Origin of the sequence: Janthinobacterium sp. NFX145, assembly GCF_049810325.1 — a bacterium.
In the GTDB taxonomy this organism is placed as follows: Bacteria; Pseudomonadota; Gammaproteobacteria; order Burkholderiales; family Burkholderiaceae_D; genus Janthinobacterium; species Janthinobacterium rivuli.
In genome coordinates this window covers 1,194,410-1,215,149 of record NZ_CP187360.1, presented here as the reverse complement: position 1 = coordinate 1,215,149, position 20,740 = coordinate 1,194,410, and the positions used below count along the sequence as shown (strand labels likewise).

General features: G+C 61.0%; 20 protein-coding genes and 1 tRNA gene. 9 read left to right on the top strand and 12 right to left on the bottom strand.

Features of this window, described 5'->3' with window-relative positions:
* The first annotated feature begins 84 nt into the window (after positions 1–84).
* The 3 genes from radC (at position 85) to rpmG (ending at position 1,442) form a co-directional block, all read left to right on the top strand.
* Positions 85–759, top strand: coding sequence for a RadC family protein (gene radC, locus ACPJXG_RS05380; RefSeq protein WP_046686001.1), 675 nt, complete (start codon positions 85–87; stop codon positions 757–759).
* Positions 760–1,015: 256 nt separating this feature from the next.
* Complete coding sequence (gene rpmB, locus ACPJXG_RS05375; RefSeq protein WP_010400928.1) at positions 1,016–1,252, top strand: 50S ribosomal protein L28; 237 nt, start codon at positions 1,016–1,018, stop codon at positions 1,250–1,252.
* Between the two features lie 22 nt (positions 1,253–1,274).
* Complete coding sequence (gene rpmG / locus ACPJXG_RS05370; protein ID WP_010400929.1) at positions 1,275–1,442, top strand: 50S ribosomal protein L33; 168 nt, start codon at positions 1,275–1,277, stop codon at positions 1,440–1,442.
* Positions 1,443–1,581: 139 nt separating this feature from the next.
* Here the strand turns inward: rpmG and ACPJXG_RS05365 are convergent, their stop codons facing one another.
* The 5 genes from ACPJXG_RS05365 to ACPJXG_RS05345 form a co-directional block, all read right to left on the bottom strand.
* Positions 1,582–2,751: a DesA family fatty acid desaturase gene (locus ACPJXG_RS05365; protein ID WP_425253643.1), complete on the bottom strand. Its 1,170-nt coding sequence runs from the start codon at positions 2,749–2,751 to the stop codon at positions 1,582–1,584.
* A gap of 172 nt (positions 2,752–2,923) precedes the next feature.
* On the bottom strand, positions 2,924–4,282 hold the full coding sequence (locus ACPJXG_RS05360) for a mechanosensitive ion channel family protein (protein WP_176387979.1): 1,359 nt from the start codon (positions 4,280–4,282) through the stop codon (positions 2,924–2,926).
* A gap of 125 nt (positions 4,283–4,407) precedes the next feature.
* The gene (locus ACPJXG_RS05355; RefSeq protein WP_099402933.1) at positions 4,408–5,727 is read right to left on the bottom strand and encodes an RsmB/NOP family class I SAM-dependent RNA methyltransferase; all 1,320 of its coding nucleotides are present in this window, start codon (positions 5,725–5,727) and stop codon (positions 4,408–4,410) included.
* Between the two features lie 21 nt (positions 5,728–5,748).
* Positions 5,749–6,357, bottom strand: a complete 609-nt coding sequence (gene purN, locus ACPJXG_RS05350; RefSeq protein WP_425253642.1) for a phosphoribosylglycinamide formyltransferase — start codon at positions 6,355–6,357, stop codon at positions 5,749–5,751.
* 157 nt (positions 6,358–6,514) lie between these two features.
* Complete coding sequence (locus ACPJXG_RS05345) at positions 6,515–6,913, bottom strand: barstar family protein (protein WP_034747450.1); 399 nt, start codon at positions 6,911–6,913, stop codon at positions 6,515–6,517.
* Between the two features lie 400 nt (positions 6,914–7,313).
* Between ACPJXG_RS05345 and ACPJXG_RS05340 the strand changes: the two genes are divergently transcribed.
* The 5 genes from ACPJXG_RS05340 (at position 7,314) to ACPJXG_RS05320 (ending at position 11,178) form a co-directional block, all read left to right on the top strand.
* Positions 7,314–7,826 (top strand): glycine zipper 2TM domain-containing protein, encoded by a 513-nt coding sequence (locus ACPJXG_RS05340; RefSeq protein WP_034785134.1) that lies wholly within the window; start codon positions 7,314–7,316, stop codon positions 7,824–7,826.
* A 97-nt stretch (positions 7,827–7,923) separates the two neighbouring features.
* Entirely contained in the window at positions 7,924–8,712 is a 789-nt protein-coding gene (locus ACPJXG_RS05335; protein WP_425253641.1) for a spermidine synthase, read from the top strand.
* Positions 8,713–8,759: 47 nt separating this feature from the next.
* Positions 8,760–10,526, top strand: coding sequence for a GspE/PulE family protein (locus ACPJXG_RS05330; RefSeq protein ID WP_425253640.1), 1,767 nt, complete (start codon positions 8,760–8,762; stop codon positions 10,524–10,526).
* 67 nt (positions 10,527–10,593) lie between these two features.
* A tRNA-Lys gene (locus tag ACPJXG_RS05325) sits at positions 10,594–10,669 on the top strand.
* 104 nt (positions 10,670–10,773) lie between these two features.
* On the top strand, positions 10,774–11,178 hold the full coding sequence (locus tag ACPJXG_RS05320) for a hypothetical protein (protein ID WP_425253639.1): 405 nt from the start codon (positions 10,774–10,776) through the stop codon (positions 11,176–11,178).
* 1 nt (position 11,179) lies between these two features.
* On the opposite strand, the gene ACPJXG_RS05315 is transcribed toward ACPJXG_RS05320, so the two are convergent.
* The gene (locus ACPJXG_RS05315) at positions 11,180–11,683 is read right to left on the bottom strand and encodes a hypothetical protein (RefSeq protein ID WP_425253638.1); all 504 of its coding nucleotides are present in this window, start codon (positions 11,681–11,683) and stop codon (positions 11,180–11,182) included.
* 3 nt (positions 11,684–11,686) lie between these two features.
* Positions 11,687–12,733 (bottom strand): lysozyme inhibitor LprI family protein, encoded by a 1,047-nt coding sequence (locus ACPJXG_RS05310; protein ID WP_425253637.1) that lies wholly within the window; start codon positions 12,731–12,733, stop codon positions 11,687–11,689.
* 175 nt (positions 12,734–12,908) lie between these two features.
* Here ACPJXG_RS05310 and ACPJXG_RS05305 point away from each other — a divergent pair, with 175 nt between their 5' ends.
* Positions 12,909–15,068 (top strand): prolyl oligopeptidase family serine peptidase, encoded by a 2,160-nt coding sequence (locus ACPJXG_RS05305; protein WP_425253636.1) that lies wholly within the window; start codon positions 12,909–12,911, stop codon positions 15,066–15,068.
* A gap of 54 nt (positions 15,069–15,122) precedes the next feature.
* Here the strand turns inward: ACPJXG_RS05305 and ACPJXG_RS05300 are convergent, their stop codons facing one another.
* From ACPJXG_RS05300 to ACPJXG_RS05280, 5 genes are all read right to left on the bottom strand, one after another.
* Positions 15,123–16,415: an MFS transporter gene (locus ACPJXG_RS05300; RefSeq protein ID WP_425253635.1), complete on the bottom strand. Its 1,293-nt coding sequence runs from the start codon at positions 16,413–16,415 to the stop codon at positions 15,123–15,125.
* Positions 16,416–16,571: 156 nt separating this feature from the next.
* Positions 16,572–17,303 (bottom strand): BON domain-containing protein, encoded by a 732-nt coding sequence (locus ACPJXG_RS05295; RefSeq protein WP_425253634.1) that lies wholly within the window; start codon positions 17,301–17,303, stop codon positions 16,572–16,574.
* 104 nt (positions 17,304–17,407) lie between these two features.
* Complete coding sequence (locus ACPJXG_RS05290; RefSeq protein WP_176387973.1) at positions 17,408–18,103, bottom strand: hypothetical protein; 696 nt, start codon at positions 18,101–18,103, stop codon at positions 17,408–17,410.
* A 155-nt stretch (positions 18,104–18,258) separates the two neighbouring features.
* On the bottom strand, positions 18,259–19,980 hold the full coding sequence (locus ACPJXG_RS05285; RefSeq protein WP_425253633.1) for a dipeptidyl-peptidase 3 family protein: 1,722 nt from the start codon (positions 19,978–19,980) through the stop codon (positions 18,259–18,261).
* Positions 19,981–20,092: 112 nt separating this feature from the next.
* The gene (locus tag ACPJXG_RS05280; RefSeq protein WP_425253632.1) at positions 20,093–20,692 is read right to left on the bottom strand and encodes a short chain dehydrogenase; all 600 of its coding nucleotides are present in this window, start codon (positions 20,690–20,692) and stop codon (positions 20,093–20,095) included.
* Positions 20,693–20,740: the final 48 nt, after the last annotated feature.

The window sequence follows — 20,740 nt, the reverse complement described above, 5'->3', positions numbered from 1 at the left end:
CGAGCTAGCGCAGCATCGCCGCCCGGGGAAGGCGCGACAATCGTCGGCAGGCGCCACGACCAGCTGGGCGCGACGGGAGGCAGCATGGGCATCAAGGATTGGCCGGCCGGCGAACGGCCGCGCGAACGCCTGATCGAGGACGGCGCGCAGTCGCTGTCGGACGCGGAATTGCTGGCGGTCTTCCTGCGCACGGGCGTGCGCGGCAAGAGCGCCGTGGAACTGGCGCGCGACACGGTCGAGCACTTCGGTTCGCTGCGCGGCCTGTTTGGCGCCAGCCTCGTGAGTTTTTCCGCCGTGCACGGCATGGGCAGCGCCAAGTTTGCCCAGCTGCAAGCGGTGCTGGAACTGGCGCGGCGCGCCATCATTGAAGACTTGCAAGCGGGGCAAGCCCTCAATTCACCGCACGCCGTCAAAGACTATTTGCGCCTGACCTTGGGCCACCTGGCGCATGAAGCATTCCACGTATTGTTTTTGGACGTCAAGAACCGCCTGATCACCAGCCAGGAAATGTTTCGCGGCACCCTCACCCACACCAGCGTGTATCCGCGCGAAGTCGTCAAGCAGGCTCTGCTGCACAATGCGGCCAGCGTCATGCTGGCGCACAACCACCCGTCCGGCACGCCGGAACCGAGCGAATCGGATCTGCTGCTCACGCGCGCGCTGGTGCAAGCGTTGTCGCTGGTGGACGTGCGCATCCTCGACCATTTCGTCGTGGCCGGGCGGCAAGTGCATTCGTTCGCGGAACATGGCCAGATCTAGCGGATCTCTCCCGGCGCTGCTCAATTAGCAGTTAACCATGTGTAAACAAGGACATACGTGACAGCCCCAAGACGCTTATCTAACAGTAAACAGCGCTGTTTACCAGTGCTTTCCCCTATGGCGAAGGGTAAAAGTCAAATTGTTAAATTATTTCAATACAACATGACACAATTGTTTTTCGCAAGTCATTGATAAATCGGCTTATTTTGGATATACTCTCGTTTTTCCAATTTGGAATATCTTTAAGGAGTGCGCCATGGCACGTGTTTGCCAAGTCACTGGGAAGAAGCCGATGGTCGGCAACAATGTTTCCCATGCAAACAACAAAACCAAACGTCGTTTTTTGCCTAACTTGCAGAATCGTCGTATTTTTGTTGAATCTGAAAACCGCTGGGTCTCCCTGCGTTTGTCCAACGCCGGTCTGCGCGTCATCGATAAAGTCGGCATCGACGCCGTATTGGTCGATATGCGCGCTCGTGGCGAAAAAGTCTAATTAGCAGAATAAGGGAGCTATCATGGCAAAATCAGGCCGCGACAAAATCAAGTTAGAATCGACCGCCGGTACGGGTCACTTCTACACGACTACCAAAAACAAGCGTACGACGCCTGCGAAAATGGAGATCATGAAATTTGATCCTAAAGCACGCAAGCACGTCACGTACAAAGAAACCAAAATCAAGTAATTGATCTTGTGTTCTGTAAAAAGAGCCGCTCCGATGAGCGGTTTTTTTTCGCCCCGATTTTCAGCCGGCCCCCTCCCCTTTTGCAGGGACGAAAAAAAGGCCCTGGAATCCAGGGCCTTGATATAGCACAACAGTCTAGTTAGGCATAGCTGCGCAGGCGCAAGGAGAAATCCTGCAGCGACTGGATGCCCGACGCTTCGGCGCGCGTGCACCAGTCTTGCAGCTTTTGCAGCAACTGTTCACGCGTAAAGTGCGAACGCTCCCAGATGGCGCCCAGCTCCACGCGCATGTGGTGCATGGTTTCCAGTGCTTTGCTGTGCTGGAACAGTTCCGACAGCTGTTCGTGATGCGCATCGGCCAGCTTGCCCGGTTCGCGCTGCATCAGCTTGCGCGAAGATTTCAGAAAACGTTTTTCCAGCTCAGCCTTGTGCTTCAGGTGTTCCAGCTCTTCTTTCCAGGCATGCTTGATCGATTTCGCATACTTGGCCATCACGTCGTAACGGTTGGCGATGACCGACTGCAAGGTCTCGAAGTCCGCTTCCAGCTTACCGTGCGAGAACTTCGGTTCCGGCGCCAGCTTTTTCACCTTGGCCAGGCCCAGCATTTCCAGCGCGCGGATATATGCCCAGCCGATATCGATTTCATACCATTTCGACGACAGCTTGGCCGACGTCGCATACGTATGGTGATTGTTGTGCAACTCTTCGCCGCCAATCAGGATGCCGAAGGGAATGATGTTGGTGGCCGCATCGGCGCAGTCGTAGTTGCGGTAGCCCCAGTAGTGGCCGATACCGTTGATGATGCCGGCCGCCGTGATCGGGATCCACATCATTTGCACGGCCCACACGGAAATGCCGATCACGCCGAACAGGATGAAATTGATGACGAACAAGGACACCACGCCCAGCCAGCTGTACTTCGTGTACAGGTTGCGCTCGATCCAGTCCGTCGGCGTGCCGTGGCCGTACTTGGCCATGGTTTCCATGTTCTTCGATTCAGCGCGGTACAGCTCGGCGCCTTCCCAGAACACTTTCTTGATGCCGCGCGTCACGGGGCTGTGCGGATCTTCTTCCGTATCGCACTTGGCATGGTGCTTGCGGTGAATGGCGGCCCATTCTTTGGTGACCTGGCCCGTCGTCAGCCACAGCCAGAAACGGAAGAAATGACTAGGGATGGCGTGCAATTCCAGCGCCCGATGGGCCTGGTGGCGGTGCAGATAAATCGTGACGCTGGCGATCGTGATGTGCGTGACCACCATGGTGTACAGGAAAACTTGCCATGCGGACAGATCGGTAATGCCAGTTGCCATGAACTGCAAAACGTCGTGTAAAACGGAACTCAATGTCATTACTACTACTCCAAGTGGACAGGGCGTGCGCACGGTCGCTCCAGTGACTCTGGAGGTCCGGCAGAGTTAATTTTAGGCGTGATTGTACGCCCTAATGGGTATTCTCAGGCAAAATCGGAGGCAGGCAGCGAGGTTAAGGCTGGGTGCCGGATGGGGCGGACTCACCCTCTGCCGCGCCCGCGAGCGGGGCAGGAGGCGTACCAACAATACGCAATTCGCGTTGCGGAAACGGTACAGTGACCTTATGTTCCTGCAAGGTGCGCCAGATGGCGCGGTTCACATTCGACTTCACGCCGCCGGTGCCGTTTTCCGGATCCGCGATCCAGAAGCCGATCTGCACATCGAGGCCATCGGCGCCGAAACGCACGAGGGTGGCCGATGGCGGATTGCTTTGCGACACACGCGGCACCTTGGCCGTCGCCGCTTCCAGCAAGGGGAAGATGACATCGAGATCCGTTTCATAGCCCACCGACACGGCCGTCGACAGCCAGACCATGCGGTTGCTCAGCGACATGTTCTGCACGCCGCCGGAAATCAGCATTTCATTGGGCACAATGGATTCAACGCCATCGCCACCCAGTAACACAGTATAGCGCGTATTGATTTGCGTGACCTTGCCCGTAAATTGACCCACCGTAATCATGTCGCCGATGGTGAGGCTGCGGTCGAGCAGGATAATGAAACCGGAGACGAAGTTCGCGGCGATCTTTTGCAAGCCAAAACCGAGCGCCACGCCGAAGGCGCCGCCAAACACGGACAGCACCGTCAGGTCGATGCCCACCAGCGACAGGCTGACCAGCACGGAAACAAGGATCAGCACGGCGCGGCCCATGCGCGACATCACCACGCGCAAGGAAGTGTGCAGGCCCTGCATTTTCATCAGGCGCTCGTCGAGCGAGGTGCCGGCCCACATGGCCAGCACCAGCAGCACGGCCACGGAAATAGCGGCTTGCAAGATGGCAGCCACCGATACTTTATTGCGTCCCAGCGGAACGACGATGCTTTCCAGGAAGGTATGCAGTTCCGGCCACAAACCAGTGATGTACAGCGCCATGCCGGCCCACACCACCACCGTGAAGATCTTTTCCAGCAACAACATGGTCGGGCTGATGTCGCCGTGGCGGGCAAAAATGCGGCGAAGCACATAAAAACCGAAGCGCACCAGCGCCATCGAGGTGCACAGGGGAATGGCGATGTTCAGCAGATTGACCGACTGGAACTTGACCAGGAAATGCTGCGCAATGCCCAGCAGCATGGCCGCCAGCACGGGCGTCAGGATGCGGATGAAACTATCGGTGCGCTGCAAGGTTTCCGGCGTGGCCGGCGTGGCGGCCGCTTCCGCCCGCTGGTGCAGGAACACGCGCAACTGCCGCACCAGCAGCCAGCTCAGCGCCAGGCAGCCGACGATGACCAGCGCCTGCCACAGGATGGCCGGTTGGCGGAAATCATTGACAAAATCAGTGATCAGGTTGAGCAGCGGGGTTTCATTCATGGCGGATGGAGTCTGGAAGATGGTGCGGGGGAATAACCGGGCGGGGTGCCCACAGCGTGCGCCAGACTGGCTGGCGCAAGTGCTTGGCCACCGCTGCGATGCTGCAGCGGCGGCCCGTGACCAACTTATTCGGCTTGCTCAGCGTCAACGTCGTCGGCCGGCTTTTCATCGGCGTAGACTTTTTTCGGCATGACCTTGCGCTCGAACACGGCGGCGAAGAAGCCGTCGGTCTGGTGCAGGTGCGGCAACAATTTCAGGTAGTCGCCCATTTCCAGCTCGATCTTCTGTTCGGCCAGCACTTTGCTCATCGGCACCAGGGTGAAGTCAGGGTTCGCCGCCAGGAATTGCTCGGCGATAAAATCGTTTTCTTCGTTCAGGAAGCTGCAGGTGGCGTACACCAGGCGGCCGCCGCCCTTGACGAGGCGCGCCGCGCCGGCCAGGATGGCTGCCTGCTTGGCTTGCAGTTCCACGATCGAGTTCGGCTGCTGGCGCCATTTCACGTCCGGATTGCGGCGCAAGGTGCCCAGGCCGCTACATGGCGCATCGACCAGCACGCGGTCGATCTTGCCGGCCAGGCGCTTGATCTTGGCATCGCGCTCATGCGCGATCTGCACCGGATGCACGTTCGACAGGCCGCTGCGGGCCATGCGCGGCTTCAGCTTGGCCAGACGCTTTTCCGACACGTCGAACGCGTACAAACGGCCCGTGTTGCGCATCAGCGCGCCCAATGCGAGCGTCTTGCCGCCGGCGCCGGCACAGAAATCGACGACCATTTCGCCGCGCTTGGCGCCGACGATTTGCGACAGGATCTGGCTGCCTTCATCTTGCACTTCGATGGCGCCGCTCTGGAACAATGGCAGGTTTTGCAACGATGGCTTCTTGATCACGCGCAAACCCAGCGGCGCGAACGGCGTTGGCGTGCTGAGGATAGGCGCTTCGGCCAGGGCCAGCATCACGTCGTCACGCGTGGCCTTGAGCGAGTTCACGCGCAAGTCCAGCGGCGCCGGCGCGTTCAGCGCATCGGCCAGCTTCATGGTTTCCGCTTCGCCGAACTGGGCGATCAACTTGTCGAACAGCCAGGTCGGCATGTTGGCGCGCATGTTCGACGGCATCAGGCTGCGGTCGATCTGCGTGATGCGTTCCAGCCATTCCACTTCTTCTTCCGTCAGGCCGCCCAGGGAGTCCGCACCGACGGCTTCGGCCAGGCCGAGGATGGTCAGGCGGCGCATGGTCGGGCCACTGCCCGCTTCGGCGAAGTCCGTGAAGAACGATTTGTTGCGCAGCACGGCATAAATGCCTTCGGCGATGGCGCCGCGTTCGCGCGAACCGAGGCGCGGATGGTCGCGGAAATAGCGCGACAGGGTGGTGTCGGCCGGGGCCGTGAAACGTAAAATTTCGCGCAATACTTCTTCAGCATTGGCAAGTATCGCTGGTGGCAATCTCATTGTTATTCTTCCTGTAATATTTTATTGAGGGTCCACGCGGACCTGGCCATGCTCGACTGACAGTTTATCGTCAATGAACAGGCGGATGGCGCGCGGGTAAAGCAGATGTTCCTGTACCAGCACGCGCGCCGATAAGCTGTCTTCTGTATCGCCTGGCAAGACGGGGACTGTCGCGCTCGCCACGGCCGGACCATGGTCAAGCTCGGCAGTCACGAAATGCACGGTCGCGCCGTGTTCCGTTACGCCCGCCTCGAGCGCCTGGCGGTGTGTCGCCATGCCCGGGAACAGCGGCAGCAGCGACGGGTGGATATTGAGCATGCGCCCCGCGTAATGCTCGACGAAGGGCGGCGTCAGGATGCGCATGAAACCGGCCAGCACGACCAGGTCGGGGGCAAAGCCGTCGATTACGGCTTGCAGCGCCGCATCGAACTGTTCGCGGCTGGCATAATCCTTGTTGGCAACGACTGCCGTCGCTATCCCGTGTTCCGCGGCAAAAATCAATCCCTGGGCATCGGCCCGGTTACTGATGACAGCGGCAATACGGGCTGGCCACTGCTCGGCTTGCGCCGCGCGGACGACCGCTTCCATGTTGCTGCCGCGTCCGGAAATGAGGATAACGATATTTTTCATAGCGCGCATTGTACCCGCTATGGCGATGCGAACCAAGAAAGGCCCACGATATTGTTGCGCCGCAACATGATCGCACAAAAGGCGGCTTTCGTCGGACGATGCTGTCTGCCAAGCCGGAAAAAGGCTGATTTTACGCTATCACAATGTGAGTAAGTGTTTACTCGAACGAATAGAAGACGCGGAACGGGACTTTCTTCTCGGCCCAGTAGTCGGCCGCGTCGCGGAACACGTCGAGCAGGATCTCGCGCGCTTCCTTGTCGAATTTTTGCGTATTTGGCAATTGCTCGAGCACCACCAGGAAACCCGTCTGCGTGCCGGCCTTGAACATGGTGTCCGTCAGACACAGGCGCAGGGCATCGAAATTCTTCGCCAGGTTTTTCGGAAACAGGAATGCTTCTGCAATAATGCCGATGACTTGTTGTTTGGTCTGTCCAGCGTTGCAATGCGCATATAAAAAGTGCTGCCCGAGACGAATCGCCTCGTCTTGTAATTCGGTCACGCGAAAGGCACGGATGGACTGGACAAGGTTGGGCGGCACGGTTAGTAACAAACTCATTTTTCCCTCAAATCGACCTGTTATGTATGGATTGTTCTAGCTGCTCTTCTTATTGCATCCCCGCACGCGGGTCAATGCGCACGCGGTGATTCGATCTGTATCAACTTTTATGCGATTCAGTGCGATTTTATATAAGCCATACGCGTATTAGGGTAACGTGTTGTCCTGCATGAATCAACCCGAATATGATGTCAAACGCAAGATTTGTTACAAACCGCTGGTTTCAAGTCACTTCAACATCTTGTATCGATTGAAAGTGCATGTTACAGACTGTGGGGCAAGGGGCTTGGGCTGTTACATTTTGTTGCCATGCGAAACACTTGCCTTGGTCTGACGGGATTACTATAGTCCCAAGTTGTAAAAAATACCCTGAAAGATTCTCTAGATAACGAGGTTACAAATGAACTTGCAAGCCAAATTGATGATGTCAGCCCTTTGTATCGGTGCATTGCCACTCGCCCAGGCCGCCGACTTTGAAGATTTCGGCAAGGTCGTGCGCGTCGTGCCGCAAGTGGAACAGATCAATCGTCCACGTCAGGAATGCCGTACGGAATACGTGCAAGTCCAGGCACCGCCGCAACAGCGCAGCGCTGGCGGCTCCATCGTCGGCGGTATCGCCGGCGCCCTGCTCGGCAGCCAGGTCGGTGGCGGCAATGGCCGTACGGCCGCGGCAGCCGCTGGCGCGATTGCCGGCGCTGTCGTCGGCGACCGTGTCGACAACCAGAACAATTACCAGGGCGGCATGCAGGAACAAGCCGTCAAGCAATGCCGTCAGGTCGACCACTGGGAATCGCGCAACAATGGCTACCAGGTCACGTACGACTACCGCGGCCGCAACTACACAAGCATCATGTCCTACGATCCGGGCGAACGCATCCGTCTGCGCGTCTCTATTGAACCCGCTCAGCAATAAGCGCAGCAACCGGCCCGTACCATGCCAGCCCCAGTGGCTGGCATTTTTTATGGCGCCCCGGCACGGGCTATAATGCGGCACACTTTCAGGCCGCCTTATGCTTATCAAACGAAAATCCATCGAACAAGTCGAATCCTCGCGCCCTGCGCGCAAGCCCCGCTACGCCCCTGTCACCCTGTCGGAAATGGATGGCGTGCGCTATCTGCATTTCGGCACGGAATGGGTGCAAGGCGTCATGCGCATCCGCAAGCCGGACTGGCCGGAGCTTGAATACGCGCAGCAGATGATGGCGTGGATGCTGTGGATCGAGCAGCCGCAGCGCCTCGCCCAGCTGGGCCTGGGCACGGCCGCGCTGACCAAGTTCTGCTACCGCCAGTTTCCGCAGGCGCAGGTCGAGGCCATCGAACTGAACCCGTCCGTCATCACCATCTGCGAATCGATGTTCAAGCTGCCGCCCAACGACGAGCGCCTGCACGTGCGCGAGATGGATGCGCTCGACTACGTCAACGACGACGCCAACCATGGCACCCTGGACGCCCTGCAGGTGGACCTGTATGACGCCACGGCGCGCGGTCCCGTGCTCGACAGCGCCGATTTCTATACCGCCTGCTGCGCCTGCCTGGCGCCGCACGGCATCATGACGGTCAACCTGTTTGGCGACCACCCGAGCTACGCAAAGAACATCAAGGCGATGAAGTTTGCGTTCGAACAGGTGATCTGCCTGCCGGAAGTGCATGATGGGAACGTGGTGGCGATCGCTTTCAAGACGAAAGTGGCACTCGATGCCGAGGCGCAAGCCGCCTTGCTCGAGCGCGCCAAGCAGATCGTCGCCGAAACCAAGCTGCCCGCCAAGTCCTGGGTCAAGGGCATCGTCAGCACCCTGTAACCGCCGGTCTATCCAGGCAAGGCCGGCAGCCCAAAAAGGCGCCGGCCATGCCCGCATCCCCTCCTCCCTCTCTCACCGCTCCCGACACGCCGCTGCAACTGCCGCAACTGCTGGCCTGGCTGCAGGAAGACGGCTTGCTCGATGCGGCGCAAGCGACCGCCATCGACGCCCAGGCCGCCCTGCTGCCGGCACCTGCCTTGCATCCGCTGTGCAGCATCGCGCACGGCGCACTCACGCTCGACACCCTGTGCGCCTGGCTGGCGCAACGTTCCAGCCTGCCGTATGTGCGCATCGATCCCCTGCACATCGATTTCAGCCAGGTGGCCGACGTCATGACGGCCGGCTATGCGGCCCGCTTCAACATCCTGCCCGTGGAAAGCACGCTTGATCGCATCGTCATCGCCACGGCCCAGCCATACGCGCTCGCCTGGCAGACGCAGCTGGGCAACCTGGGGCCACGCAAACTCAGCCTGGTCATCGCCAATCCGCTGCACATCGCCGACGCCATTGCGCAATTTTTCAGCCTGGCCAGTTCCGTCAAAGTGGCCCGGCAAACGTCCACGCAAGACCTGGCGCTGCGCCAGAATGTCGAGCAACTGGTGGAACTCGGGCGTAACAAGACCAGCCTGGACGCCAACGACCAGCACGTCGTGCGCATCGTCGACTGGCTGTGGCAATACGCGTTTGCCCAGCGCGCGTCCGACATCCATCTGGAACCGAAGCGCGACGCGGGCCTCGTGCGCCTGCGCATCGACGGCCGCCTGCACCAGGCCTACCAGCTGCCGCCCGTGGTGCTGCTGGCCATGACGGCGCGCATCAAGTTGCTCGGGCGCATGGACGTGGTGGAAAAACGCCGTCCCCAGGATGGCCGCATCAAGACGCGCAATGCGCAGGGCCAGGAAATCGAGCTGCGCCTGTCGACCTTGCCCACGGCTTTCGGCGAAAAGCTCGTCATGCGCATCTTCGACCCGGAAGTGGCCGTCAAGAGCCTGTTTGACCTGGGCTTTCCGCCCGCGGACGCCGAACGCTGGCGCCAGCTGACGGCGCGCACGCACGGCATCGTGCTCGTGACGGGTCCCACCGGCTCGGGCAAGACCAGCACCCTGTACAGCACCCTGAAGGCGCTGGCCAGCAGCGAAGTCAATGTGTGCACGGTGGAAGACCCCATCGAAATGGTCGAACCGGCCTTCAACCAGATGCAGGTGCAATCCCAGGGCGGCATCGAACTGTCGTTTGCCGATGGCGTGCGGGCGCTGATGCGGCAAGACCCCGACATCATCATGGTGGGAGAAATCCGCGACCTGGCCACGGCCGAGATGGCCATCCAGGCGGCGCTGACGGGCCATTTGGTGCTGTCGACCCTGCACACCAACGACGCGCCCTCGGCCGTCACGCGCCTGCTGGAACTGGGCGTGCCCGCCTATCTGCTGGAAGCGTGCCTGGCCGGCGTGCTGGCGCAGCGCTTGCTGCGATGCCTGTGCGCGGCCTGCAAACAGCTGGACGACGCCCCCGGCGTCGCTGTCTGGCAGCGCCTGACGGGCGGCCAGCTGGAGCGGCCAGCGGCAGCATACCGCCCCGTCGGCTGCGCCGTGTGCCGGCACAGCGGCTACCTGGGGCGCGCGGGCATTTATGAACTGCTGGGCGTGACGGAAGCGTTCGGCCAACTGGTCAAGGCGGGCGCGGACCTGCATGCGCTGCGCCGCCAGAGCCTGCTAGACGGCATGACACCGCTGCGCATCGCCGGCGCGCGCAAGATCATCGATGGCACGAGCAGTATCGACGAAGTGCTGAAGCTCACGGCAGCCCTGCCGTGAGCTTCAGCACTTTCTCGCAGGAATGCTTTGCATTCTTTTTCAACTGATATATAATGCGGCCTCTTTCGGGTCGTTAGCTCAGCTGGTAGAGCAGCGGACTTTTAATCCGTTGGTCGCAGGTTCGAATCCCGCACGGCCTACCACGAATGCGCAGTACTAAAAAGCCCATCCTCACGGATGGGCTTTTTTCGTTTCCGGCCCTCGCGGTTATACTGGCTCATCGTCTTGCCAGCCCTGAAAGAAACACATGAAACTTGCCGCCATCCTGTTGCTTGCCACCGCCTGCCTGTCCGCCCACGCGCAAATGCAAACACCTATCGTGCTTGATGGCCAGTACAGCGCGCGCACGGACGAGATGAGCTTGCAGATCATCGGCAAGCGCGTCTGCTTCGCGCCCGACAAGGCGCAGTGGGGCCGCCTGCCCCGGCCTGCCGCCACGCACGATGCGTGGTTTTGTTTCAGCAACGATGGCGAGGCGCGCCGGCTGCTGCACGTGCCCGCGCGCCAGGCCGACAATTGCGGCTGGCAAGCCCGCGCGCGCATCGTCATTGACACGTATCAACCGTATGTCGAGCAAGGCGACGGCAACGACATGGCGCGTTTGCAATCGGTGGTGAAAGTGGCGCAGCCGAACGCCATCGCCTGCGAATAAATCAACCGAGTTCGTATTCCTCTAAATAACGGGCAAACAAGTCCCCATCGGCCAGCGGGCACGTAAACCCCGCGCCCCAGTCGGCCAGCAACAACTGCTCTTTCAAGGGCAACAGCAGCAATTGCGACATGCTATCGCTGCACCACAGGTGGCTGACGATGCCGTTATCGTTCAGGCTGGCAAACAGGGTTTCCGTCTTGTCGCCGCCAAAGGCCAGCTCGTTCTTGCACTCGACGCGGTAAGTGCTGTACCCCGTGTACACGGCGTCGTACGGCGGCAAGGCACCCCCTAGCGCCAGGCGCAGCTGTTCCGCCGTCATGCCCAGGGTGGATAGTAGGGACGGGGCCGCCTTGATCACATACATGTCCGTCCAGCCGGCGCCGCTGCGGTGCGCGTCGGCGAACGCCTCTTGCTCACCCATCTGCGTCAGACAGTGCTGCAAATTATCGAGCGGCAGCAGTTCGATCCGGCAAAAATCGTCTTCGTGGTAGTACGCTTCCCGCATGTTTTAGTTCTCCAGCAAGTCTTGCAGTTGCACATTGCGCCGCGACGTCAGCATGGCCGCCCAGGTTTCGCTCGTCACGGATGGATAGCGCACGGCGCCAAAGTTCATCCAGGCATCGCGATACGCCAGCCACAGGCGCTGGGTGGCGCGGATGCCATCCTTGCCCACGGCGCCCGCATGGGTTTGCGCCGGCTTTTTCATGAGCTTGCCGTAGATGGCGTTGAGCTCCTTGTCGAGCGCCGCCGCCTGATCCTTCGTCATGCTGGCCGGCAGCTTGCCCGCTTCGTAGTCACGCAGATCGTGCGCCAGCAGATCAAGCTCGGCCGTGCGGGCGGCGATGCTCAGGGCGGCGCGCGCCGTACCGCTCAAGTCCGTTTCATTGGCCGCACGCGCATCGGCAAACTTGCTGGCCGCCGCCTGCAGTTTTTGCAGCGACGCTTGCGCCACGGCAGGCATGCTGTCGCTGACTTTACCTGTCGCCTGCGTGCGCACTCTTTGTTTCTGGCGAGCATCGATGGCGCTGCACACGCCCATCATGTAGCCGCTGGTGATGTCGTCGCACAGATCGATCATGCCGCGACCGCTGGCATTGATCTTCTGCAAGTGCTCGATACGGCCCCGCATCTCGGCCGGCGCCGCATCGATGCTGCACGCATACTTGAGCGCCAGCAACGGGTCTTTCTGCACGCCCTGTCCATTCTGGTACAGCATCATCAGGACGGCGCTGTTCTGCGTAGCCATGGCGCAATGGCGCGCGGGACGCCAGTCTGCCGGCTTGGGCGCGGACATACTCTTGGTATCGTAGTACAGGTCGGTAGCCTGGCATTGCTGCAGGGACGCCACGGCCGATGGCGCCGGCAGGTCGGCGGGCGGCGGCGCCGCATCCTTGACCTTCAGGCAGCCCGCATACCAGGCCGTGCTTTCCGCGTGACCGACGCCCATGGCGCTCGTGTTCGGGTAGGGAGCGGGCGCGGCGGCAAAAACCGGGGCCGCCAGCAGGCAGCTCGCGCCCAGCAATATCGTTTTCAATAAGGGTAGACTAATTTTCATGGCCGGCCAAAGGTAGCGTCAGTAAAAGAACAAGTTTAACTGATCAGCCATGGCGCGCCCGCCCGATACGTGACCGTCCCACTTGGTAAGTAACGGTACCCACCCTTGGCAGTGCGGGAAAGCATGGGCAATAATGTTGCCCGCTGTACTTTTTTCACTACTCCGGACCACGCCCATGACCTCACCCCGTCTTCGCCGTTCCCTCGGCTCGCTGCTGATCGCAGCGGCCTGCGCCTCGCTTGCCCATGCCTCCGATACCAACACCACCACCCCAGTTGCCGCCACGCAAATGCAAGCCAGACACGCCATCACGCATGAAGATGTGTGGCTGATGAAACGTGTGGGCGCGCCCGTCGCCAGCCCGGATGGAAAGTGGGCCGTGTTTTCCGTGGTCGACAGCGCCTACGATAGCAAGGAGCAATGGTCGGATCTGTGGATCAAGTCACTGCTTGACGACAGCCCCGCGCGCCGCCTGAGCTATTCCAAAAGCGGCGAAAGCGCCGTGGCCTGGTCGCCGGACAGCCGCCAGCTCGTCTTCGTCGCCAAGCGCGACGGCGATGAAGCGGGCCAGATTTACCGCCTCGACGTGGCCGCCGGCGGCGAAGCCCAACGGTTGACGAGCTTGACCATGGGCGCGCGCATGCCGAAATGGAGCCCGGACGGCAAGCAATTGCTGTTCATCAGCGATATCTATCCAGGCAACAAGACGGAAGCCGACGTCAAGCAAAGCGCGAAAGAGCGCAAGGACCGCAAACACAGCGCCCGCTCGTATGAAACGACGGCGCCCCGCTATTTCGACAAATGGCTGACCGACAAGCAAGTGCGCCTGTTCGTCGTCGATGCGCAGCCTGACGCCAAGGGTGAGAACACAGCGCGCGACATCCTGTCGGGCACGCAACTGGTCACCCTGCCGGGCTTTGGCGGCGGCCAGGGCGACGAGGGGCAATCGCTGGACGCCGTCTGGACGCCGGACGGCAAGGCTGTCGTCTTCAACGCGGCCACCAACCGCGACGCGGCCCAGCGCGAAGCCGTCGTCTCGCAACTGTATCTGCTGCCCGTGGCGGGCGGCGAAGCGCAGCGTTTGACGCAGGATAAGCACAGCTATGGCAGCCTGAAATTCGCCGCCGATGGCAAGACCCTGTTCGCCTTGAGCGACGCGGAAACGCCAGGCAAAGTGTATGACGTGAAACGCCTGGCCAGCTTTGCTTGGCCGATGAGCAACCCGGCGCCAACGATTTTGACAGCCAAGCTGGACCGTTCAATTTCCCGCTTCGTGCTGCCCGAAGGCGGCAAGCGCGTCCTCTTCAGCTATGAACATGCGGGTCTGGAAAAGCTGTACTCGATTGATACCAAAGGCGGCGACCTGCGCGAGGAGCCATCTTTGCCGACGGGTACCATCAATTCGCTGAGCAGCGGCGGCAGGGCCCTCGTGGGCGTGTGGGAGTCCGCCATCAATCCGCCGGAAATCTATGCCTTCAACGGCAAGCAGCCAAAACGCCTGACGGCCTTCAACACGGACAAGGCCAGCAAGATCGACTGGCAGGCGCCCGAGCACTTCTGGTTCACGACGGCCGATGGCCGCCAGATCCACAATATGCTTGTCAAGCCGGCCAACTTCGATCCGAACAAGAAATACCCGTTGTTTACCGTCATCCACGGCGGCGCGGCCAGCATGTGGCGCGACCAGTTCGTGCTGCGCTGGAACTATCATTTGCTGGCCAAGCCCGGCTATGTCGTGCTGCTGACCGACTACAAGGGTTCCACCGGCTATGGCGAGGAATTCTCGCGCTCGATTCAGTTCGACCCCTTGAAAGGTCCGGGCGACGAGGTCAACCAGGGCGTCGATGAAGCCATCAAGAAATATCCATTTATCGATAGCACGAAACTGGCCGCCGGCGGCGCCAGTTATGGCGGCCACCTGGCCAACTGGCTGCAAGCGACCACGACGCGCTACAAGGCCATCGTCTCGCACGCGGGCGAAATGGACTTGATCATGCAATGGGGCACCAGCGATGGCGGCTTCGGCCGTGAAACGAATGCAGGCGGCCCCGTCTGGTCGAACCTGCCCGTGTGGCGCGACCAAAGCCCCATCATGCAAGCGGGCAATCATGAAAAAGGCACGGGTTTCACGACACCGATCCTGATCACCGTGGGCGAACTCGACTACCGCGTGCCGGCCAACAATGCGCTGATGAACTTTGCCGTGCAACAGCGCCTGAACGTGCCGGCGAAACTGCTGGTCTTCCCGGACGAAAACCACTGGATCTTGAAGGGCGAGAACAGCCGCTTCTTCTATAGCGAAGTGGAAGGATGGCTGGCAAAGTATTTGAAATAATCGCGCCGCACGCTACTTGAAAGCCAGGCTCCGCTCATGCGGGCCTGGCTTTTTTCATGCAGGCTGGGCGGCGGGTGCGGCCGCCTTCTGGCGCTGGATCGCCAGCACCATCAGCGCGGCGACGAGGCAGGCGGCGCCGGCCGCGAACAGGGCCGGGTTGTAGGTCAGCATCAGGGTGCGGATGCGGCCCGCGCCGTACGCGGCCACGGCGGCACCCAGCTGGTGGCCGGCGAATATCCAGCCGAAGACCATGCCCGCCCGCTCCCGCCCGAACGTGGCCCCCACCAGTTTCACGGTCGGCGGCACGGTGGCGATCCAGTCCAGGCCGTAGAACATGGCGAACAGGGACAGGCCGTACAGGGTGAATTCCGAATACGGCAGCCAGAACAGGGACAAGCCGCGCAAGCCGTAATACCAGAACAGCAGTTTGCGGTTGTCATAGCGGTCCGACAACCAGCCGGACAGAATTGTGCCGAACAGGTCGAACGCGCCCATCATGGCCAGCACGGACGCGGCCGGCACGGCGGACAGGCCCGAGTCGCCGCACAGGGAAATGAAGTGTGTCTGGATCAGGCCGTTGGTGCTGAGGCCGCAGATGAAGAAGGTGCCGAACAGTATCCAGAAGGTGCGATTGGAAGCCACGCTGCGCAGAATCAGGAACGGCGTGGTAAACGTCATCTTCGCGGCCGGCGCCACCATCAGCGGCGTGGCCGGGTCGGCGCCGTACGGACGCAAGGCCACGTCCTGCGGACGGTTGCGCATGCACAGGAAAGCCAGCACGGCGACGATGGCGCAGGCGGCAAACACGGGCATGATGGCCGTGCGCCAGCCGTAGTGCTCGATCAGCCAGGCGCCCACGGGCAGGAACAGCAGCTGGCCCGTGGCAGAGCTGGCCGTCAGCACGCCTACCACCAGGCCCCGGTGCGTCTCGAACCAGCGGTTCGCCACCACGGCGCTCAAGACCAGCGCGGTCATGCCAGAGCCCAGCCCCAGCAGGATGCCCCACAGGGCCACCAGGTGCCAGAACTGCGTCATGCGCGTGGCCAGCAGCATGCCGGCGGCGATCAGGCCCAGGGCCACGCAGATGACATTGCGCAAGCCGAAGCGTTCCATCAGGATGGCGGCGAACGGCCCCATCAGGCCAAACAGCACGAAGCGCACGGCCAGGGCCGAGGAAATCTGCTCGGCATCCCAGCCGAATTCGCGGCTCAGGGGCTGCATCAGTGCGCCTGGCAAGCCCAGCGCGGCGGACGAGGTCAATGCCGTGAGGAAGGTGATGGCGACGATGACCCAGGCAAAGTGCACGCCGCGCCGCGCCAGCCATTGCGAAAAGGGATAGGAAAGCATGCAGTCCTCATGAGAAAAAATGGATACCGGTCAGCATCCGCCGATGGCATTTTCCTCATGTTATATTATGATCGTAATTTATACAATCAAAAAAAACTGGAGCCGCATTGCTGCGTACGGCTCCAGTCCTGGCTTGAGCGCCGGTGCAGAATGCGCTTATTTCACTTTCAAGCCATTCTTCACATCCGTCACGCCTTCCACGCCACGGGCCAGGTCGGCGGCTTTTTTCACTTGCGCCTGGGAAGGTACGAAGCCGCTGAGCATGACGACGCCGTTCACCGTTTCCACGTGCACATCGAGCGCTTTCAAGTCGTTGTCCTTGACGAGGTCAGCCTTGATTTTCGTGGTGATGACGGAGTCTTCCACTGCCACCTTGGTGCTGCCGGCCGCGTTGCGCGTCACACAGGCGGCCTTGGCGGTCGCATCCATGGCATCGCAGTTTTCCTTCGTCGTGGCGGGCGGATTTTGCGCCACGTTGGTGCCGGCCCTCGCGCCCGTGTTGGCGTCAGCCAGCGCGGCCGTTTTCGCCGCCTTGGCATCATTCTTGCACGTGGTTTTGTCGGCGCCCGTACGGTCGCCGCACTTGGCCTTGGCCAGGTCATACTCGGCATTGGCGACGTCCTTGCGGGCCTTGCCCAGTTCGCGCGGCGTGTTGCGGTATTGCGCCACGGCGTCCGAATCGGCCTTGGCGCGCGCCACCTTGGCTTCTTCCACGCAGACTTTTTTCGCGTTGCCACTCTGGCTGTCGCAGGCGGCCTTGGCCTGCTTGTAGTCGGCCGATGCCTTGTCCGTCAAACTCTTGTACGAGGCATCCTGCGCATACGCGGGCGTGGCGGCAAGCAGGGCACTGGCACTGGCGGCCAGCATGAGTGCGATCATTTTGTTCATGATGGTTCCTCTCTGGTTAGTTGATGCCCAGATTAGACCCCTGCCGCGCACAAAGCTCCGTGCGACAGCACACGCTGACAGTCCATTCACATAAAAATCAGCGTTTATTTGTCGCCGCTCAAGCCCTTCCGCCACAATACTTGCGCCTGTTCAAATATTGAAGCGGACTCATCAAATACACCGGCGCCATCGGCCAGCGCCAGCCATGCCTGCGTGGCGTGCGAACCGCCTGCGCCGTCGCTTGCGACTTCACCAGCCGCGCGCACGCCGCGCATCCAGGCCAGCACATCCTGGTACTGCCCGGGGTGGCGTCCATGCATCCAGGCCAGGGCCACCAGGTCCGCATAGCCCTCTTCACGGCGCGTCTCGCGCAGCTCCTGCGCCAGCAGGGTCAACTTGCCCTGCTGCATGCTGCGCGGCTCGACAAAGCCGCGTGGCAAGGCATGCCAGTCGCCCTGCGCATAGCGCCGGCAGTGGCCGATCTCATGCGCCGTCATCGCTTCCATCATCAGGCCGTGGCGCGTGGGTGACACGCCCTGCAAGATACCGTCCGCCTGCGCATTGCCGCGCAAGGACAGCACCAGCTTGCAGCGCCCAGCTTCGTAGCCCAGCGCCAGCGGCACGGCGCCGGGCGCATCCTGCGGCTGCACGATGATATCGATGGGCAAGCCCTGCGTGCGCGCGTAATCGATGACGGGTTTTCCCGCCTGCAGCCAGCGGATTTCCAGATCGGTAAGCTGGGCAGCGGCCACGGCGGGCAAGGCAAGGGACACACTCAACAGCGAAAACAGTTTCAACATGGGATCGACGGGAAGAAAGGAAGATTTACCACTGCAGAGTAAGCGGTGAAAATATTTCCACAAGGAAAAACTGGCAACTTTTCATAAATAAAGACGAAAAAAAAACCGACGCAGAATGCGCCGGCTTTTCAGACTGATAATAGTCAGGCTCGGGTCTATTTATTCGCCGCCTGGTCCAGCGCGCGGGCCGTGACGAATTCCGGGCGGATATCGTTCGGTACGGCCTTCATCTTGTCGAGCGCCACTTGCACTTCAGGGCGGATCACCACGTATTTGGTCATCAGGTCTTTCGCGCGCGCATAGTCGCCCGTCGCCTCAATAGTCAGAAATTCACGGTCCAGGTCGATCACGGCCTGCTTGATCTTGCCAAAATCGACGCCGAACTTGCCATCGCCCAAGGACACAAAGCCGCCCTTGTCGAGGATGTAATTCATCTGGATGGCCATGCCGCGCGCGTGCGAATCCGTCAAGCCGAAATGCAGGGTGCGGAAACCGGAGGCGAGGAAAGTGTTGTACAGCTTGCGCTCGGCCACGTCGCCCTGGCCCAGGGTATCGTTCAGTTGCCCCTTGTCCATCATGTAGCGCAGCGCGAACAGACCCGTGATGTCGGCCTTGGCTTCCTCGATGGTCGAATAGGCTTCCTTCAAGTCCTGGCGCGGCGTCGAAGGCTTGCCGTCGACAACAGTCGCATGCGGGCCCAGGCCGTGCATGATTTCATGCGCGAGGATGTGCGTGAAGAAGGAATTGAAGTCCACGTCCTGCTGCGCCTCGGGCGTGAGCACCAGTTTCGAGATCGGCGTCAGGGTGGCCTTGAACTTGGCTTCCTGCACGTTTTTCAACATGACGCGCTTGGAGCCGCGCGCGCTGATGATGCGCTCGTCGTTCGGCAAGTTGTAGGCAGCCGTCTGTACGGCCATGTTGCCGTCCCCGGCGCCATACACCTGGTTGACCACCACCATCGGCGCCAGCGCGCCCACTTTCGGGTTGCGGTACTGGGCGTCGAGCGGCAGGTTGTCTTCCAGTTCCTGCATGTGCTTGGCAAAGAAGTTCAGCTTTTGCGTTTCCGCCTGGTCGCGGATGTTCACGTAGGCCTCGAACGCGGCCTTGTAGCCGAACAGCTCGTCGTTATACGTTTCATACGGGCCGATGGTGATGTCGACGGGCGAATCGAGATCCATCCAGGCGAAGTCGGACGGCAGGTAATCATTGTCGAGGAAAGCCTTGGCGCGCAGGGTCAGAAATTTCTTCAACGACGCGTTGTCTGTGGCGGCCGCCGCTTCGTCGAGCAGCCTGGCCAGTTGCTTCAGCTCCACCTTGTATTCATCCGAATACTTGACGGTCTGGTACTTGCCATCCTTGCCCGCGCGAATCGTCGTAAAGAACCATTGCGCCTGCTGCTTGTCGTCCGCCGGCAAGCCATTCATCCACGTTTCCAGGCTGGCCTTGGTAGCGCCCTGCGGATAGAAATTGCCCGCTTCCGGCTTGTGCGCGGGAATGGCGATGCCGGCATAGCTGGCCGGCATGAACGAGGTGTGGGCGTCGAGCACCGACCATGGTCCCTTGTTGATCCAGAAATAATTTAAACGGGCCTGGCCCAGCTTTGATTTGTCCTTCTTCAATGCGGCCCACAGCGCTTCGTTGCCGGACCAGCGCTGGCGCAATTGCAGCACGTCGACCAGCTTGGCCGCTTCGACCAGCTTGGCGATGGCCTGGCGGTCGCCCGCGGACAGGTGCGTGACATCGGCAGTCAGCGCGACGGGCGCATAGCGGGCGCTCATGCTGGTCAATTGTTGCGCCGTAGCGGGGGCGGCTGGCGTTGCGGCGCAAGCGCTGCCGACGGCGGCGGCCATCAGCAGGGGAATCAGGATGTTTTTCATGGGGCCTCGGTGTATGGTTCACAGCAAGAAAGCGCCCCGCGCTGTTACTGCGCGTCCGCTTCCTTGTTCAGCCTGCGATTGTCCCACCTGCCCCCATGGCATGGCAAGCGGCTTACCAGACCTTGTACACCTGCCCCGTCTGCGCCCCTTCCACGCTGCGGCTGTAGGCCAGCGCCACACGGCTGGCGGCGGCCGGCTCGAAGCCATAGAAGAACGGACCATATGCTTCCAGCGATTCGGCCAGCACCGTCGGGCTGACGACATTGATGCGCACGCCGCGCGCCAGTTCGATGGCGGCGCCCCTGACAAAACCTTCCACGGCCGCGTTGGTCATGCTGGCGGCCGCGCCGAAGCGGATAGGCTGCTCGGCCACGATGCCGCTGGTCAAGGTAATCGAACCGCCGTCATTCAGGTATTCCTGCGCCACCAGCGCCACGTTGACCTGGCCCATCAGTTTGCTGTCCAGGCCCAGCTGGAATTGCTCGGGCGTGAAATCGGCCAGGGGGCCGAAATGCAGCTTGCCGGCCGTGACGACGACGGCGTCGACCTTGCCGATGCGCTGGAACAGGGCGCGCACTTGCGCGATGTCGCCCATGTCGGCCTGGTGCGTGCCGCTGCGGCTGCCCACTTCGATGATTTCATGGCGTTGCGCCAGTTGTGCGGTGACGGCCTTGCCGATGGTGCCGCTGGCGCCAATGATGACGATTTTCATGCTGCTTCCTTGTATGGGTTGAACGATGCAGCCAGTATGCGCCGCTTA